The sequence below is a fragment of the Leucobacter komagatae genome (assembly GCF_006716085.1).
Lineage (GTDB): Bacteria > Actinomycetota > Actinomycetes > Actinomycetales > Microbacteriaceae > Leucobacter > Leucobacter komagatae.
Genome location: NZ_VFON01000001.1, coordinates 542751 through 559139 on the forward strand (window position 1 = coordinate 542751; position 16389 = coordinate 559139).

Consider the following 16389-nt stretch of genomic DNA (forward strand, 5'->3'; position numbering starts at 1 on the left):
CTCCCAGTCTAGTCTTTGCGGCGCCGGGTGCTCGCTCAGGGCGCAGCGGCCGTGCTGTTGCTCCCTGACCGGACAGCGGCCGCTAGACCAGCGGCACCTCGCAGAGCCGTCGGTGCCAAGCGATCGCTGACTGATCCGTGAGCGACGCCACCTGGTCGACGATGACACGCTTGGCCTCGGCCTCGTCTGATGCCGCAGCGAAGTCGGCCTGGAAGGCGGGCTCGAGGTCGCGATCCTGCCCCTCCCAGAGCGTCTCCAGCAGCTCGGCGAGCAGGGCGCGCTGCCTACGGTACGTCGGCTGCCTACGGCCACTCGCCATCACGAATGCAGCGACGATGCCCTTCAGCACGGCGATCTCGGCATGAATCTCCTGCGGCACAACAATCGAAGCGCCGTACCGCACCAGGGGCGTCGCGCCGGCCGACTCGCGAGTCGCTGCGATCGCTGAACGCGCGAAATGACCGATCATGTCGCTCGTGAAGTTCTTGAGTTGCGCCTGGTGCCTGCGCGAGCCGTCCCACCGGGTGAGCCAGTTCGGCGTCGCAGCGATGCGGTCGTAGGCCGCAGACAGCTCGTCGTGCGTGAACGAACCCCCGGCCCAGCTCGCAACGTCGGCGATGAGCGAGTCATGCCCCGAGCGCGAGGTAAGGATGAGCGGGTCGATATGGTCGCTGACGATCGCGTCCTCGAAGTCGTGGACGGAGTACGCGATGTCGTCGGACAGGTCCATCGTCTGCGCCTCGGCGCACTTCACGCGCTCGGGGGCGCCCTCGCGCATCCACTGGAACACCGGGGCATCGTCGGGGTAGTAGCCGAACTTGCCGCTGCCCTCGGGGGCTTCCGAGAGCGCCCACGGGTACTTGCAACTCGCGTCAAGGGTCGCCCGCGTGAGGTTCAGCCCAGCGCTCGCGCCACGCTCATCGAAACGTTTCGCCTCGAGACGGGTCAGGATCCTGAGCGTCTGCGCGTTCCCCTCGAACCCACCCGCGTCGCTCGCCCACTCGGCGAGGGCGCGCTCGCCGTTGTGGCCGAACGGTGGGTGCCCCAGGTCGTGCGTCAGACACGCGGCGTCGACGACGTCGCGGTCAAGCCCGAGTGACGCGGCGAGCTCGCGCCCGATCTGCGCCACCTCAAGCGAGTGCGTGAGGCGGTTGCGCGCGAAGTCGACGCCAGCGGTCGGGCTCAGCACCTGGGTCTTCGCGGCGAGCTTGCGAAGCCCCGACGAGTGGATGACCCGGGCGCGGTCACGCTCGAAGTCGCTCCGGGCGCCGCTGTGCCTCTCAGGCACAAAACGCTCGACGTCAGCCGCCCCGTACGCCCCCTGCCCGAGCACCGGACTAGCCACCCGAATCGTCCCGTTCAGCCTCAGCGAGCTCAGCAAAATCGATGTGCGCGCTGTCGCGCGAATCGAGCCACCCGTCGGGCAACTTCGGTTGCTTCGGGCTCCCAGCCCGGCCGCGCTGGCCCTCGGCGCCGACGCCTGGGTACGGCATGGAACGATCCATAGTCTCGTAGATCTCGTCGAGGTGCTCAAGGGATTCGACCATCGCGAGCGCGCGGCGGGTGTCGCCGCCGACCCCGTAGCCCTTGAAGTACCAGGCGACGTGCTTGCGGATATCGCGGCAGGCCCGCGCCTCTTCGCCGTCGAAGAACTCGATGAGCAGCTCCGTGTGGCGGCGCATCGCGTCCATAACGAAGCCGAGGCCCGGCTTCGCGATCGCGGCGTTCGCCTCGTCCCAGGTGAGCTCGCCCTGCTCCGCCTTGAACGCGGCGGCGAGGTCGCCGAACAGCCAGGGGCGACCGAGGCAACCGCGGCCCACGACGACGCCATCGCAGCCGGTCTCTCGCACCATTCGGATCGCGTCATCCGCCGCCCAGATATCGCCGTTGCCGAGGATGGGTACGCTCGTGATCGCCTGTTTCAGTTCGGCGATCGCAGACCAGTCGGCTGTGCCTGAGTAGAACTCGTTTGCGGTGCGGCCGTGGAGCGCGATTGCGGCGACACCGGCAGCCTCAGCCGAGCGCGCGGCGTCGAGGAAGGTTAGGTGATCAGCGTCGATACCCTTGCGCATCTTGACGGTCAGCGGGATGTCGCCGGCGGCTTTCACAGCTCCGTCGACGATTGCGCTGAACAGGTCTGCCTTCCACGGGAGCGCGGCGCCGCCGCCCTTTCGCGTGACCTTGGGGACGGGGCAGCCGAAGTTGAGGTCGATGTGGTCGGCAAGATCTTGGTCGACGAGGAAGCGAACCGCCTCAGAAACAGTCTTCGGGTCGACGCCGTAGAGCTGGATCGAGCGCGGCGTCTCGCTCTCGTGATGCTTGATCAGCCGCAGCGACCCCGGAGTGCGTTCGACAAGCGCCCGGCTCGTAATCATCTCGCTGACGTAGAGCCCGGCACCGTACTCACGGCAGAGACGGCGAAACGCGGTATTGGTAATGCCGGCCATCGGCGCGAGGATGACGGGAACGTCGAGCTCGAGCGGGCCGATACGCAGGCGGGAGCCTGGAAGCGTTGAGGTAGTCATGACCGCTCTATTCTCGCAGATCGCGGAGCGGCCGGGCGCTACCGGGAACCAGGCTTGTCGACCGCGCCTCCGAACCGCCTGTCGCGGTCGTGGAAGATCTCGATCGCCTCCCAGAGGTCGCGCCGCGAGAAGTCGGGCCACAGCTGGTCAAGAAAGACCATCTCGGCGTACGCCGACTGCCAGAGCATGAAGTTGCTCGTGCGCTGCTCCCCCGAGCTGCGCACAAACAGGTCGACGTTCGGCAGCTCCGGCACATAGAGATGCTTCTCGATGACGCGCTCGGAGATCCCGTTGGGCGAGAGCCTGCCATCGGCGACCTCAGTGGCGATGCGCTTCACGGCGTCTGTGAGCTCGGTGCGGCCGCCGTAGTTCACGCACATGGTGAGCGTGAGGCCGGTGTTGTGCGCGGTGTAGGTCTCGGCGAGCTTGAGCTCCTTGATCACGGACCCCCAGAGCCGAGGCCGCCGTCCGGCCCAGCGCATGCGCACGTTCCAGGCGCTGAGCTGCTCGCGCCGTCGCCGCAGCACGTCGCGGTTGAAGCCCATGAGAAACCGGACCTCGTCGGGCGAGCGGCGCCAGTTTTCGGTCGAGAACGCGTACACGCTGAGGTGCGTCACGCCCGCCTGGATCGCACCGGCGACGACGTCGAGCAGCACCTGCTCGCCCATGCGGTGACCCTCGACGCGCGGGAGGCCGCGTTGGTTCGCCCACCTGCCGTTGCCGTCCATCACGATCGCGACGTGCTTCGGCGCCGGGCCCCTGAACTTCGGCGGCTGCTCTCCGGTCCAGTCAACGGGTACGAGCGTGTCGGGGGCAATATCCATGAGACTGATTCTACGACCGGGGCACCGAGAACGAGCGCAGCCCGCGCTCGAGGTGCCACTGGGTGTAGGCGGCGGCGATGCCGGCCGCCTGACCGCGCTCGCGCTCGCCGCTCGCAACAGCCGACTCCCAATCCCCCTGAAGCAGCGCACGCAGCAGCTCGATGCTTGTCGGATCGAGCCGGGGGGAACCAGCGGGCCGACAGTTCGCGCACACCACCCCGCCGAGCTGCACCGCGACGGCGGCGTGTGGCCCGGGCGCGCCGCAGCGCACGCAGTCCTCAAACCCCGGGGTCCAGCCAGCCGCGGCCATGGCTCGCAGCAGGTAGCCGTCGCGCACCAGGTCTGGCGGTATCTTCCCAGCGGCCAACGTGCGCAGGGCGCCGATGAGCAGGGCGAAGAGCTCGGGCGAGGGCCCGCCCTCGGCGAGGCGCTCGGCGGTCTCCACCATCACGCTGCCGGCCCGGTACCTGTCGTAGTCTGCGGTGATCGCCGGCCCGTAAGATCCGAGGGTGACGGCCTGTGTGATCGTGTCGAGCGTTCGGCCCTCGTAGCACTGGATGTCGGCGACCATGAACGGTTCGAGGCGCGCCCCAAACTTCGAGGAGGTGCGCCGGACGCCCTTCGCGACGGCGCGGAGTACGCCTCTCCTGCTCGTGAGGAGGGTGACGATGCGGTCAGCCTCCCCGAGCTTCTGGGTGCGGAGCACGACACCCTGTTCGCGGTAGAGGGGCACCCCTCCATTATCTCGCACACCTCGTGAGAGCTGACTTCAGTCGGCGAGTGGCACGCAGCTCTTACCATCCCCGGAGAGTGTAGAACCATCTACACAAAGGATCTGTATGTCGCTTTGCGGCTGCACCGACCAGTAAATGAGGGCAGCGAGGGCGGCGAGCACTAGCCCAACAATGAGGAGCACTCGGAACTTCACGGCCATTTTGTCACCACCTCGGAGGAGATCAACGAAACTTGGGACATTGGGCGTGCTGTCTCCCGCGGCCCAACTCACAGCTCTCACCCGCAGCGATTGACCTCGTGCCACGGAACGCGCGGGGACGACCCAGTATGGCCCGAATGCCTGGAATCACGGGCCGGCCAGATTACCCATAGTAGAGCAATCCATACCAGTCGCCCGAACCAAGCCCGTGCATGCGCTCGCAAGCTCCAAACGCGGGCCGCATGATCTGCTGAGTGATAGCTGGGACATGCCCCAACCCATAGACATGACCCCATTCGTGGAGGGCAACGGTGTACATGTCGTATACCTCGACACCGTTCGGGGACCAGGGCGTCACGCACCGAGTTAAGTCATCATTCCAATTTCTCCTGAGGTCAAAGGCGATGTCTGAGTCATATGGCCCACCGGACACAGTTGAATGTACACAGGCAACGGCAAGTGGTCGCCCGCGGTCGCTAAAGCCCTGGCTCAGGGAATAGAGACCGGCCGTGTTGAACCCGTCTGGGGGTGCGCACGTTACCGAGCCAGCCGCGCCAGGTGGTGGAACACTGACATTTGGGCCCCGCGCGGATGTCAGCCCCAAGTAGTTTTGCTTCGGGCCCCACTCTGGCAACCCATTGCTCCCTGGAGCTGGAAGTCCTTCACAGACACTCTTCGGCGTCGTGATCCACCGAGCAGCGATAATTGCTGGTGCGCCATACCCCGCCATTGCAGAGTCGCCCGGGTATGGAAGTGTCGACCAGCGCCACTCGACGGGCCTCGATTGACGCCACCCAAGTGAGGCATACTCCGTGGAGATGCATGGCTTTTGTATTGCTTTCCTTCGAGGATCGTGCCCTTCATCAAGGGGCTTGGCAGTGCCGGCCTCAAGACTGAGATCCTGAAACTCCTCGATCGCCTGAGTTGAGCCAAATGTTGCAGTCGACTCGGCAAGGGGCTGTCCGGCAATAACGGGCTCGGCCAGCTGAACGCCGATGCCAGAGCTCTCGCTGTGATAAATCGAGTAGTCAGTTGGAGAGATTCCAGAAGCATCTGCAACATAGAATGCGGACACGGACTCACCAGCAACCGGGAGAATTGCGAGTTGGGACTCCGAGATCTGTAAATAGGTCGCTTCATTTGCGCAGGAACGGGCGTTCACGCGATCTAGATCCGACAACTCCAGCACGGCAAACTCACATGGATCACCCACCCCTTGGGCCGAGCGCAAGTTCTGCGACACTGCAGGCTGAAATGCTGCAGCAGCTATCACCGTGACAAGAGCGAGAATAGGTCTGGTTCGCACAGCAGGAACTCCCCTCGGTAGGCGACCCTCTCGAAGCCTTGGCGGAAACACAATCGCACATACGGCGCCACCCGGGCCGGTGGGTTGCAGGAGGTTAGCAGCCCAATAAGCTCATTTAATCACCTGAATGATATTTGCACGACGACTAGCCTTTATGGCTCTAATATGCGCTCTTCTTGCGAGTCTCGCTCGTCGGTTTCGAGCCAGTATCAGACCGGCCTCGCCTGAGTGCCCCTAGCCCGCTACTCCAGGCAACCCGAGGTGAATCACTGAGTCGTGCACGCAGCCAGCGCCGCGGGAAGGTCGGTCTACACCATGACAGGCGCAGAACACGGAGGCAGGGTATAGCTCACAGCAGATGTACCAAGATAGTGTCGCCGTAGACAGGTACTGGTGTTCTCTCCGGTTCTTTGGAACGGCCTGAAGACTGGTCACGCTCACTGCTTCGCGGCACGAATCAGGTGCCCATTATCGACACGAGCAAGCTACATGTCCAGGTCGATGGGCCGCCACGGGCCAGCATTGAAGAGATCTGGGATCTGCGGGTCCAATGCCCCTTCAAGCGAGAACCGGCATAGCTATTGCAGATCTGCAGTGCTGGGTGCGGTGCTGGGTGCGGCGGAAGGTACAGGGCCGGGTGAAGTGCGGAGGGCGATCCTAGGTACAGGGCCGGGTTCCCGGCCGCCTACGCGCGGGGCCCACTCCGCCGTCGCCCGCCCTTCTGCTCGGCCTCGCGCCAGGCCCGCTGTGCCGGGGTCTCCCCCGTGGGCGCGACGCTCGCACGCTGCCGGTCAGGCGCGCCGCCACGACCGAGGTGCCAGGCGTGCACGATCGCGAGCGCGAGCGCGTCGGCGGCGTCCGCGGGCTTCGGGGGTGCGGCGAGCCCGAGCAACCTCGTGACCATGTTGGTGACCTGGGCCTTGTCGGCGGCGCCGTAGCCGGTCACCGAGGCCTTCACCTCGTTCGGCGTGTACATCGCGACCGGGATTCCGCGTTCCTGCGCCAAATACATCACAATGCCCGAGATCTGGGCGACGCCCATGACGCTCGGGAGATTTTGCTGGGCGAACACGCGCTCGATGGCGATCGCGTCAGGGCGGTCGCCATCGAGCAGGCGTTCGAGGGCCGAGCCCAGCTGGTGGAGGCGCGCGGGCAGCTCCTCCCCAGCCGGGCTCGTGAGCACCTCGACGTGTTCAAACGTCAGCTTTCGGGATCCCTCGGAACTCACGACGCCCACACCGAGCCTCGTGAGCCCCGGGTCAATCCCGATGACGCGCATGGTTACTCGTCGTTGGCGAGTTCTGCCTGGACCTCGTCGGTCAGGTCGAAGTTCGCGTACACGTTCTGCACGTCGTCACTGTCTTCGAGCGCGTCGATGATGCGGAACACCTTGCGCGCGGTGTCAGCGTCGATCTCGACCTTGAGGTTCGGTACGAACTCGGCCTCGGCAGAGTCGTAGTCGATACCGGCGTCGACGAGCGCACCGCGCGCCGCGGTGAGGTCGGTCGCCTCGGTGATCACTTCGAAGGCCTCGCCGTTCGGGGTCGGCTTGACCTCCTCCGCGCCAGCCTCAAGCACGGCCATGAGCACATCGTCCTCGGTGGTGCCCTCGGCGGGGACAGTGATGACGCCCTTGCGCTCGAAGTTGTACGCCACCGAGCCGGGGTCGGCGAGGGTCGCGCCGTTGCGGCTGAGCGCGGTGCGCACCTCGGCGGCAGCGCGGTTCTTGTTGTCGGTGAGGCACTCGACCATGAGGGCGACGCCGTTCGGGCCGTACGCCTCGTACATGGTCGTGAAGTACTCGACCGACTCGCCAGTGAGGCCCGCCCCGCGCTTGATTGCGCGGTCGATGTTGTCACCGGGAACGGAGTTCTTCTTCGCCTTGTGCACCGCCTCCGAGAGCGCGGGGTTGCCTGCGAGGTCGGGCCCGCCGATGCGGGCGGCGACCTCGATCACCTTGATGTACTTGGCGAACGCCTTCGCGCGCCGCGAGTCGAGAATTGCCTTCTTGTGCTTAGTGGTTGCCCACTTGGAGTGTCCGGCCACGGGTGCTCCTGCTTTCTTACGTGTGTGTCTGCTGCGATCCTAGTGCTGTGGGGCGTGCGCCCCGAGCTCGGCGTCGGGTGGGTCTGCCCAGGCGGCCGCGATGAGGTCGCGGACCTCGCCGAGCAGCTGCGGCATTGCCTTCGTCTGCCCGATGATCGGGAAGAAATTCGCGTCAGAGGCCCACCTCGGCACGATGTGCTGGTGGAGGTGGGCGGCGACCCCGGCTCCCGCGATCTCGCCCTGGTTCATGCCGAGGTTAAACCCGGCGCAGTTCAGAGCGCGGCGCGCGGCGCGCATTCCGGCCTGGGTCAGCGCGCCGATCTCGGCGACCTCCTCAGGCGTCGCCTCGTCGTACCCGGCCACGTGGCGGTACGGGCACACGAGCATGTGCCCGCTGTTGTAGGGGAACAGGTTGAGCAGCACGTACGCGGTCTTCCCGCGGTGCACGATGAGGGACGACTCGTCGTCGTGCCGCGGCGCCTCGCAGAACGGGCAGTCGGTGTGATCAGCCTGGTGGTGATCCGCGACGTACGCCATGCGGTGAGGCACCCAGAGGCGCTGCAGCGGGTTCGGTGTGCCGACCGTGCCGCGCTCCCCCGGGGCCTCAGCCTCAGTCTCGTCAGATCCAAACATGGGTGTGTGGCTACCGGCTACTCCGACCAGGCCGTTGAGACCTGCTCGTGGCTCGCAATCGCCGCGAGGATGCGCGAAATCGCGTCGTCGACAGGGACACCGTTGAGCTGGGTGCCGTCGCGGAAGCGGAAGCTCACCGCGCCCGCCGCGCGATCCTCCTCGCCAGCGATGAGCTGGAAGGGCACCTTCATCTTCGTGTGGGTGCGAATCTTCTTCGGCATCCGGTCGTCGGAGTGATCGACGTGCGCGCGAACGCCCTCGGCCCGGAGGCGCGCGAAGATCTCCTCCAGGTAGTCGCCGTACTCGGCGGCGACAGGGATTCCGACGACCTGCTCGGGAGCGAGCCACACGGGGAACGCGCCCGCGTAGTGCTCCAGCAGAATCGCGAAGAACCGTTCGATCGAACCGAGCAGCGCGCGGTGGATCATGACCGGCTGCTTGCGCGTGCCGTCTGCAGCGGCGTACTCGAGCTCGAACAGCTCAGGCTGGTTGAAGTCGAGCTGCACGGTGGACAGCTGCCAGGTGCGGCCGATCGCGTCGCGGGCCTGCACCGAAATCTTCGGGCCGTAGAACGCGGCCCCGCCCGGATCAGCGACGAGCTCAAGGCCAGACTCCTCGCCGACCTCGCGCAGGGTCTGCTCGGCGTCAGCCCACTGTTCATCGGTGCCGACGGACTTCTCGGGGTCGCGGGTCGACAGCTCAAGGTAGAAGTCGTCGAGACCGTACGCGCGAAGCGTCGCGAACACAAACTCGAGCTGCCGCTTGAGTTCGTCTTTCACCTGATCGTCGGTGACGTAGATGTGGGCGTCGTCTTGCGTGAGGCCGCGGACGCGGGTGAGACCGGACAGCGTGCCCGACTTCTCGTAGCGGTACACGGTGCCGAACTCGGCAAGTCGCAGCGGAAGCTCGCGGTAGCTGCGCGCGCGGGCCCGGAAGATGAGGTTGTGGAACGGGCAGTTCATGGGCTTCAGGTAGTAATCCTGGCCCTGCTTCGTAACGTTGCCCTCTTCGTCGACGACCTCGTCGAGGTGCATCGCGGGGAACATGCCCTCCTTGTACCAGTTGAGGTGCTGACTCGTCTCGAACAGCGTCCCCTTGGTGATGTGGGGGCTATTGACGACCTCGTAGCCGTTCTTCACGAGCTCAGAGCTCATGAACTTCTCGATCTCGTGGCGAATGATGCCACCCTTGGGGTGGAACACCGCGAGGCCGGAACCGATCTCGTCGGGGAAGGAGAACAGGTCGAGCTCGACGCCAAGCTTGCGGTGATCGCGCTTGGCGGCCTCCTCGAGGCGGGTCTGGTAGGCGCGCAGCTCATCCTTCGTCGGCCAGGCGGTGCCGTAGACGCGCTGCAGCATCGGGTTCGCCTCGCTGCCGCGCCAGTACGCGCCGCTTGAGCGCATGAGTGCCCAGCCGTTGCCGATCATCTTCGTGTTCGGCAGGTGCGGCCCGCGGCAGAGGTCCTTCCACTGCGTCTCGCCCGTCTTCGGGTCGACGTTGTCGTAGATGGTGAGCTCGGCACCGCCGACCTCGACGCTCTCGTTGTCAGAACCCGAGTCGGCTCCGCCCTTGAGCCCAATGAGCTCGAGCTTGTACGGCTCGTTCGCGAGCTCAGCGCGGGCCTCGTCTTCGCTCACGACCCGGCGCACGAAGCGCTGGCCCTGCTTGACGATCTTCTGCATCTCTTTTTCGAGCGCCTTGAGGTCTTCCGGGGTGAACGCCTCGGCGGAGTCGAAGTCGTAGTAGAAGCCGTCGGTGATGGGCGGGCCAATGCCGAGCTTCGTCTCGGGGTTCACGCGCTGCACGGCCTGCGCGAGGACGTGCGCGGCCGAGTGCCGGAGGATGTTCAGGCCGTCCTCGGAATCGATCGTGACGGGCTCCACTGTGTCAGTGTCTGTGACCTCCCACGCGAGATCGCGGAGTTCGCCGTTGACGCGCATCGCGACAACGGACCGGTCGGTGAACAGTGAAAAGCCGTCGGCCACTGCGGTTCCCTTCGGAGACAAGATAAAGACTCCGTAATTCTATCGGGTCGCAGCGGCCGACGGCTCCCTGGCGCGGCGGGTTGCTCGCGGCGCGGTTCAGGCTAGGCGCCTGCCCCGCCCCGCTTGAGGGCCTGCAGCCGCTCATCGACCTCGCTGAGCGCGCCGAGATCGTCGAGCTCGTTGAACTGCGCGTCGAGCGTCGACGCAGCGAGCTCAGCCTGCCCGCGCACCATAGCTTCCTGGCGCTTCACCTTCTCCTCGAAGCGGCCGAGTTCGCTCGTCGGGTCGAGGACGTCGAGGTTCTTCACGGCATCCTGCACCTGCGACTGGGCGTCGGCGACCTTGCCGCGTGAGACGAGCTCGTCGCGCTTCGCTTGGAGCTGCACGAGCTTCTCGCGCATCGTCTGCAGCCCGGTCTTCAGCTGCTCGACGACCTGCTGCTGGGCGGCGACGCTCGGCTCCGAGGTCGAGATCTCCTTCTCGAAGGAGATCTGCTTGGAAAGCGCGACGCGCGCAAGGTTGTCGAACTTGTCTGCGCCCGCGGTGTCGCCCGAAGCGCGGAGGGTCTCGGCTTGGCTCGACGCGGCCGCCGCCTTCGAGCCCCACTCTGCAACGGCCTTGCGATCCTCTTCGAGGTCCGCCTCCATGAGGCGCAGGTTGCCGATCGTCTGCGCGACGGAGCTCTCCGCATCAGCGATGCTGTTCTTGTAGTCGCGCTCCATCTGGTTGAGCATCTTCTCCGGGTCTTCAGCGGAGTCGAGGAGTGCGTTGATGTTTGCCTTGGCGAGCTGTGCAATACGGCCAAGGATGGATTGCTTTGCCATGTTGGCTTCCTTTCCTGTGTTCCACCGAATCAGCTCGGAGGAGGTGTGTGCGCGGCCCGGGGCCGCAAGTCTGTGTGTGTGTACCGAGGCTGTGCGTGTGCTGGTGGCCGTTAGAACCGGCCGCCGCCCCCGCGCCGGCCGCCGCCGGCGAGGCCGCCCCCGCCTCCGATCGAACCGCCGCCGTTCCAACCGCCGGTAAACCCGCCGTTCGAGCCGCTCCACCCGCCGCTAGAGCGCCCGCCGCCCCCGCCGCCGCTCAGGAGGCCGCCGAGGATACCGCCGAGCACAGCGCCACCAAAGCTGCCGTTCGAGCCGCCGCCTGACCCACCTGAGCCGCCGCCCCAACCGGAGACGTCGTTCACCGCGAGTTGGTAGGCCGCCCGGGCGTACTGTGTCGCCTGCTGCGCGGCCTGGTACGACTTCATCGGATCCTGCTCGGCATACTGCTCTGCGAGCTGCAGCTTGCGCTTAGCCTCAGCGAGCCTCGTGCGCGCCTGCGAGCCGATCGCGCCGCGGCGCGTCTCGATGAACTGCTCGGCCGCAAGCACCTCCGAGCGGGCGGGCACGAGCGCCTCGTCTCGCGCGGACTCGGCGCGACGGAGCCGCTCGGTGTTCTCACGCGCGGCGCCAATCGCCGCGTCGATTTGCACGTTCGCAGCGGCCGCCGCGGTGAGCGCTGCGACCGGGTCGCCCTGCGTGCCCCGCGCGAGCAGCTGGCTGACGCGATCGGCCGCCTGCTGGAGCGCCTGCCGGTCAGCGTCACCCGCTGAGCCGATGAGCTGCGCGACGACCTGGAGGTCGCCCTGCAGGTCGGCCGCAGCCTCGGCGAACTGGCGGGTGCTCTCGGCAAGTTCGCCCGCAAGGACATCAGGCGAGTTCGCCAGGGTGCGCGCCTGGTCAAGCGCGGCTTCGCCCGCGCGGAGTGACACTGCGGCCGCAGACCGCTCGCCCGCTCCAAGCTCCGTTGCCGCAGACGCGATGCACTCGCCCACGAACTGCAGTCGGGCCGCTGACTCGGCAAGGTTCGCGTCAAGCTGGGCGAGGATCGTCGGCGCGTAGGTGGTGCTCAGCGCTGCAGCGCGTTCGCGGCCGGACTCGAGCGCCTGCTGCACGACGGGAAGCTGAGTCTTCAGCTCCTCAAGCACCTCGGGGCCGCGCTGCTCAACCTCGCGCAGCTTCGAAAAGGACTCGGTGTGCGCGTCGAGTGACTCCTTCGCGCCCGTGCAGCGGTCGATGATCTCGGTCAACCACGCCCGGCGATCCTCATCGGAATCTGGGACGTTGTCGTCGAGCAACTGCCGCCGCGCGAACGCCGCCCTCAGCTGCTCTTTCGCGTCGGCGATCGCCGCTGCGAATGGCTGAGCGGCCTCGGCACCGAACTGCGCTTCCGCAAAACCGAGCTCCTGCTCGCTGCTGCGAAGGTCGTCGTCAACACGGATGAGGAGGGCGCTCGCCTGCGACTCCAACTCTTCAAGCGTGAGCGGGGCCTCCCCCTCGGCCGCCTCGCGGTCGCGCTTGCGCTTTCGTGAGATCGCTACGCCAGCGGCGACGCCACCAACGACGACAACGCCTCCGATCACAGCAACGGCGACCCCGGTGCCGTTCGACTCAGGGTTGAGTACTGACTTCTCGATGCCCGTGAGTGTCGCCCCTACGACACCCTTCCAGTCGGAGTTCTTCAGCGCTGGGCGGACGTAATCGTTCGACAGCTTGTTGTACTGGGCATCGGTCATGAGCGCCTGGGCAGCGTTCAGGTCATAGAGCCTGTCGTCGACCGCGATGCTGAGCAGTACCGCGTCGTCACCAAGGAAGTTCTTCTGGGCGGTCTGTGCGCCCCACTCCTCGGGGTCCGACGGCGACTCGAACGAGTCGACGTAGACGACGAACAGTTGCACGCCGTGCTCGGTCGCGAACTCCCTGACGTCGTCCTCGAGCTTCCCGGCACTTGACCCGAGCACACCCTCGCTCGTGCCGTCGATGACGTACTTTCCACCGAACGACGGGGGCGCCGTTGCGACTGCCGCTGACGGGGCCAGCCAGGCGAGACCGGCAAGGGCCGCAAGGCCAAGCATCGTTACGACTCGCTTCATTCACGATCCCCCGTCTGCAACGGCCGCGTGGCTACTCCGACGCGTGTCCGATACGCACAGTTTAGGAGCGCGAGACGGGCTGCGCTAGTGCCAGCTATGAGACTGGTGTGAGCAGCGCAAGAGGGCTCCAATGGTTTAGCTGGGCTCAACGCGCGTTTGCGCTTTCGCGCTTGTTCCACCTTTGACGCGCCGCTGGAATAGTTAACATGAATTCGCGTCCCCCTGCTGGCAGTGGCTCCGTCGGCCACCCCATGACCTCCGTCGCCGCAATCACGCTCTCAACCTTCCTCGTCGTAACCTCAGAAATGATGCCCGTCGGGGTGCTCACGCCCATGGCGACTTCACTCGGGGCGACCGCAGGCGCTGCGGGCGCGACGCTCACGATCACGGGCGCAATCGCTGCGGTCGTGAGCACCTTCGCCCCGGCGCTCGCGGGCCGTATCGACCGGCGCACGATCCTCATCGCATTCATGGCCGTTCTCGCTCTCGCAAACGCCCTCACAGCGATCGCGCCGAGCTACGCCGTCGTGATTCTCGGGCGGGTGCTGCTTGGCGTCGCGATGGGGATGGTGTGGGGGCTTGCCGCGGGGCTCGGCGGCCGTATCGCCCCACCGGAGCGCGCCGCACTCGCGACAACGCTCATCTTCTCGGGCGTGTCGCTCGCATCCGTGATCGGTGTGCCACTCGGTACCTACATGGCTACCTCACTGGGGTGGCGCTCGGCGTTCTGGCTGCTCGCCGCGCTCGGCGCCGTCGCAGCCGTGTCCCTGCGCCTGGTGCTGCCCGCGCTCCCTGCCGGCTCCCCCGCCGGCATCCGGGGCCTCTTTACTACTCTCCGCGTGCCGCAGGTAGTCGCGGGGCTTGCGATCACCGCGCTCCTCGTCGTTGGGCACTTCACCGGATATACGTTCATTCGGCCACTCCTCGAATTTGGGGGCGGCCACAAAGAGAGCGGGATCGCCGCAGCTCTGCTCGCGTTTGGCATCGCCGGCGTCGTCGGCAACTTTGCCGTCGGCGCGGTAGCTGCAGCAAGGCCGAAGCGCGCAGTTGTCGGCACCGCGACTGCGCTTGCAGTCGGGGTTGCGGGGTTTGGTGCGCTCAGTGTTTCGGGAGCTGCGGGGTTTTGGGGAGGATCCGGTACGACCCCTGCGTTTCTCGTCATCGTAGCGATCGCCGTCTGGGGTCTCGGCTACGGCGGCGTCTCGGTCGCGACGCAGCGCTGGGTTGCGACGGCCGATCCGGGCCGCGTTGAGGCCTCGGCCGCGCTGTGGGCGGGAATATTTAACGCGAGCATCGCTACTGGCGCTGTCTTAGGGGGCGCTGCGTATGACGGGTTCGGCGCCGTTGGAACGCTCTCGGTCGCCCTGGCGATCGCCGCAACCGGCGCGCTCGTCGCTGGAGTCGCTGCGGTGCTCGCGGCTATGCACGCTACTCCCCCTACGCACCGTCGCGCGCGGCCGTGAGCTTAGCTCCGCTTCGCTTCGTCTCGCGTTGCAGCGTAGAGGCGGCGCATGAAGTCACTCAGGAGTGGGTGTGGTGTACCAGCCTGTTTCGTGACCGCAGAAAGCTTCGACTGAGGCAACCCCTCGACGAGCAGGTAGCGCAGGTCAGGCCTGGGCAGGTACGCGGCGCTGGCCTCGCAGAGCAGCACGCCTCCCGCCCCCGTTGCTGCGAGCGACAGGGCCTCGGGTAAGGTTCTGACTCTCGGCCCGTAGGTGAGGGCAATGCCGTCAGGCGTCGCCGTCGGCGCGTTCGCGGCAAGCCAGGCCGTCGGCGCTACTTCCTCGGGCCCGATCAGCGTCACGTGAGCGAGTTGTGGCGCCGTGATGCTTGTGCTCCCCGTCTGCTCTGCCCGCTGGGCGAGCGGACTTGTTCGCGCGACGCCGATGACCTGATCCTGTGGCGAAAACTCAAACCAGGTACGCAGCCCTGCAGAGTCGCCCGGCGACAACACCAGCGCGAGATCGACTGCACCCGCGGTGACGCTCCCGAGAGGGTCCGACCAGGGCACTTCGACGAGCTGCACCATGCCGGCGGGCATCGCTGCGACCACCCGAGCGACGCCCTCGTACACGGCGCACTGAAACCCCACGCGCAACGGCCGTGCCGGCGACAGCGCGGCGGCCTGGGCCGCGTCAAATGCGGCCCTCAGCGAGACGAGGTTCGCAACGACTTGCTCGGCGAGGCCCACGCCGAGGTCGCTGAGTTCGACCCTGCGACTCGTTCGCCGAAAGAGCTGGCCGCCCACTCGTTGCTCGAGTCGACCGATCATCTGGGAGACGCGGCCTGGCGTGACCCCGAGCTGCTCAGCCGCCCTGCCGAAGTGGAGAGTTTCGCTCACCACCGCAAAGTATTCGAGCTCTCTGAGCGGGAGCTCGGGGTGGGGCGAGTATGGCAGGGACCCAGGTCCAGGTTCAGACTTAGATTCGGTTCCAGGTTCAGACTCAGGAAGCGTCATGGCAGCGTCGCAAGCGCTCCACTATTCGGCAACGGTCTGCACGTGGAGCATCGTCCACCCCTCGGGTACGAGGGCCGAGAGTTCGCTCATGGTGGCAGCGGTGATCTCCTGCGAAGTGTCCCTGCGGTGGTAGGTACCGAGTGCGTTAATTTGACCGCCGGTCTTGCCCATTCGCACCGGGGCCTTCGCGAGGTCGAAGCCGGGCGGGCAGTTCGATGCGAGCTGCGCGTGCACCTCTTCGAGGGACTGCCCGGCAACCTCAAGTTCAACGGTCTCAACAAGTCTAATGGTGGCGCGAAGCATGCCATTAGCCTAGCGACTCCAGGCACTCAGCTTGTCGCCGGGGCGACGGGCTCCCTGGCGCGGCTTTGCCTGAGCCACGAAAACCTCGAGACCACAACGAAAAAGCCCCCGGCGTGAACCGGGGGCTTGCTCTGTGCGCGATACTGGGATCGAACCAGTGACCTCTTCCGTGTCAGGGAAGCGCGCTACCGCTGCGCCAATCGCGCCTACATCTAGGCTATTCAGTTGTGGTGGAGGTGGCGACGGGATTCGAACCCGTGTATACGGCTTTGCAGGCCGCTGCCTCGCCTCTCGGCCACGCCACCGTAAGTGTTTGCCACCAAAAGCGGCCGAGATTGCTCTCGGCCACCAGAGCGGATGACGAGATTCGAACTCGCGACCCCAACCTTGGCAAGGTTGTGCGCTACCAGCTGCGCCACATCCGCATTTTCGCCGCCGTGCTTGGCGACGTGTATAACTTT

General features: G+C 66.2%; 14 protein-coding genes and 3 tRNA genes. 1 reads left to right on the forward strand and 16 read right to left on the reverse strand.

Annotated features, from left to right (window positions below; all coding sequences use genetic code 11):
• Nucleotides 1-82: 82 nt before the first annotated feature.
• The 11 genes from FB468_RS02455 to FB468_RS02505 form a co-directional block, all read right to left on the reverse strand.
• Complete coding sequence (locus tag FB468_RS02455; protein WP_246055707.1) at nucleotides 83-1345, reverse strand: deoxyguanosinetriphosphate triphosphohydrolase; 1263 nt, start codon at nucleotides 1343-1345, stop codon at nucleotides 83-85.
• Nucleotides 1338-2525, reverse strand: a complete 1188-nt coding sequence (gene dusB / locus FB468_RS02460) for a tRNA dihydrouridine synthase DusB (RefSeq protein WP_141885941.1) — start codon at nucleotides 2523-2525, stop codon at nucleotides 1338-1340. The genes FB468_RS02455 and dusB overlap by 8 nt, the downstream gene beginning before the upstream one ends.
• 38 nt (nucleotides 2526-2563) lie before the next feature.
• Nucleotides 2564-3349 carry an isoprenyl transferase gene (locus FB468_RS02465; protein WP_141885942.1) on the reverse strand — a complete coding sequence of 262 codons (786 nt, stop codon included), beginning with the start codon at nucleotides 3347-3349 and terminating at the stop codon, nucleotides 2564-2566.
• Between the two features lie 10 nt (nucleotides 3350-3359).
• Nucleotides 3360-4082, reverse strand: coding sequence for a DNA repair protein RecO (recO, locus tag FB468_RS02470; protein WP_141885943.1), 723 nt, complete (start codon nucleotides 4080-4082; stop codon nucleotides 3360-3362).
• Between the two features lie 364 nt (nucleotides 4083-4446).
• Nucleotides 4447-5013, reverse strand: coding sequence for a matrixin family metalloprotease (locus tag FB468_RS17630; protein WP_425460818.1), 567 nt, complete (start codon nucleotides 5011-5013; stop codon nucleotides 4447-4449).
• A 1261-nt stretch (nucleotides 5014-6274) separates the two neighbouring features.
• Entirely contained in the window at nucleotides 6275-6868 is a 594-nt protein-coding gene (ruvC, locus tag FB468_RS02480; RefSeq protein WP_141885945.1) for a crossover junction endodeoxyribonuclease RuvC, read from the reverse strand.
• 2 nt (nucleotides 6869-6870) lie between these two features.
• The gene (locus FB468_RS02485; protein ID WP_141885946.1) at nucleotides 6871-7635 is read right to left on the reverse strand and encodes a YebC/PmpR family DNA-binding transcriptional regulator; all 765 of its coding nucleotides are present in this window, start codon (nucleotides 7633-7635) and stop codon (nucleotides 6871-6873) included.
• Between the two features lie 39 nt (nucleotides 7636-7674).
• Complete coding sequence (locus tag FB468_RS02490) at nucleotides 7675-8268, reverse strand: HIT family protein (protein ID WP_141885947.1); 594 nt, start codon at nucleotides 8266-8268, stop codon at nucleotides 7675-7677.
• Between the two features lie 17 nt (nucleotides 8269-8285).
• Nucleotides 8286-10253, reverse strand: coding sequence for a threonine--tRNA ligase (gene thrS, locus FB468_RS02495; RefSeq protein WP_141885948.1), 1968 nt, complete (start codon nucleotides 10251-10253; stop codon nucleotides 8286-8288).
• A 101-nt stretch (nucleotides 10254-10354) separates the two neighbouring features.
• Complete coding sequence (locus FB468_RS02500; protein WP_141885949.1) at nucleotides 10355-11077, reverse strand: PspA/IM30 family protein; 723 nt, start codon at nucleotides 11075-11077, stop codon at nucleotides 10355-10357.
• Nucleotides 11078-11187: 110 nt separating this feature from the next.
• Complete coding sequence (locus tag FB468_RS02505; protein ID WP_141885950.1) at nucleotides 11188-13167, reverse strand: TPM domain-containing protein; 1980 nt, start codon at nucleotides 13165-13167, stop codon at nucleotides 11188-11190.
• A 206-nt stretch (nucleotides 13168-13373) separates the two neighbouring features.
• On the opposite strand from FB468_RS02505, the gene FB468_RS02510 reads away from it, so the two are divergent.
• On the forward strand, nucleotides 13374-14630 hold the full coding sequence (locus FB468_RS02510; RefSeq protein WP_141885951.1) for an MFS transporter: 1257 nt from the start codon (nucleotides 13374-13376) through the stop codon (nucleotides 14628-14630).
• A 2-nt stretch (nucleotides 14631-14632) separates the two neighbouring features.
• On the opposite strand, the gene FB468_RS02515 is transcribed toward FB468_RS02510, so the two are convergent.
• The 5 genes from FB468_RS02515 to FB468_RS02535 form a co-directional block, all read right to left on the reverse strand.
• On the reverse strand, nucleotides 14633-15625 hold the full coding sequence (locus FB468_RS02515; protein WP_141885952.1) for a LysR family transcriptional regulator: 993 nt from the start codon (nucleotides 15623-15625) through the stop codon (nucleotides 14633-14635).
• 21 nt (nucleotides 15626-15646) lie between these two features.
• The gene (locus FB468_RS02520; protein ID WP_141885953.1) at nucleotides 15647-15928 is read right to left on the reverse strand and encodes a hypothetical protein; all 282 of its coding nucleotides are present in this window, start codon (nucleotides 15926-15928) and stop codon (nucleotides 15647-15649) included.
• Between the two features lie 134 nt (nucleotides 15929-16062).
• A tRNA-Val gene (locus FB468_RS02525) sits at nucleotides 16063-16134 on the reverse strand.
• A 25-nt stretch (nucleotides 16135-16159) separates the two neighbouring features.
• Nucleotides 16160-16233, reverse strand: a tRNA-Cys gene (locus tag FB468_RS02530).
• 47 nt (nucleotides 16234-16280) lie between these two features.
• Nucleotides 16281-16353: transfer RNA gene (locus FB468_RS02535), tRNA-Gly, on the reverse strand.
• Nucleotides 16354-16389 lie beyond the last annotated feature (36 nt).

Coding starts and splice junctions, on each gene's coding strand:
- FB468_RS02510 (WP_141885951.1), top strand. CDS start 13,374: ATGAATTCGCGTCCCCCTGCTGGCAGTGGCTCCGTCGGCCACCCCATG.
- FB468_RS02515 (WP_141885952.1), bottom strand. CDS start 15,625: ATGACGCTTCCTGAGTCTGAACCTGGAACCGAATCTAAGTCTGAACCT.
- FB468_RS02500 (WP_141885949.1), bottom strand. CDS start 11,077: ATGGCAAAGCAATCCATCCTTGGCCGTATTGCACAGCTCGCCAAGGCA.
- FB468_RS02505 (WP_141885950.1), bottom strand. CDS start 13,167: ATGAAGCGAGTCGTAACGATGCTTGGCCTTGCGGCCCTTGCCGGTCTC.
- ruvC (WP_141885945.1), bottom strand. CDS start 6,868: ATGCGCGTCATCGGGATTGACCCGGGGCTCACGAGGCTCGGTGTGGGC.
- FB468_RS02490 (WP_141885947.1), bottom strand. CDS start 8,268: ATGTTTGGATCTGACGAGACTGAGGCTGAGGCCCCGGGGGAGCGCGGC.
- FB468_RS02520 (WP_141885953.1), bottom strand. CDS start 15,928: ATGCTTCGCGCCACCATTAGACTTGTTGAGACCGTTGAACTTGAGGTT.
- dusB (WP_141885941.1), bottom strand. CDS start 2,525: ATGACTACCTCAACGCTTCCAGGCTCCCGCCTGCGTATCGGCCCGCTC.
- FB468_RS02465 (WP_141885942.1), bottom strand. CDS start 3,349: ATGGATATTGCCCCCGACACGCTCGTACCCGTTGACTGGACCGGAGAG.
- FB468_RS17630 (WP_425460818.1), bottom strand. CDS start 5,013: ATGGCGGGGTATGGCGCACCAGCAATTATCGCTGCTCGGTGGATCACG.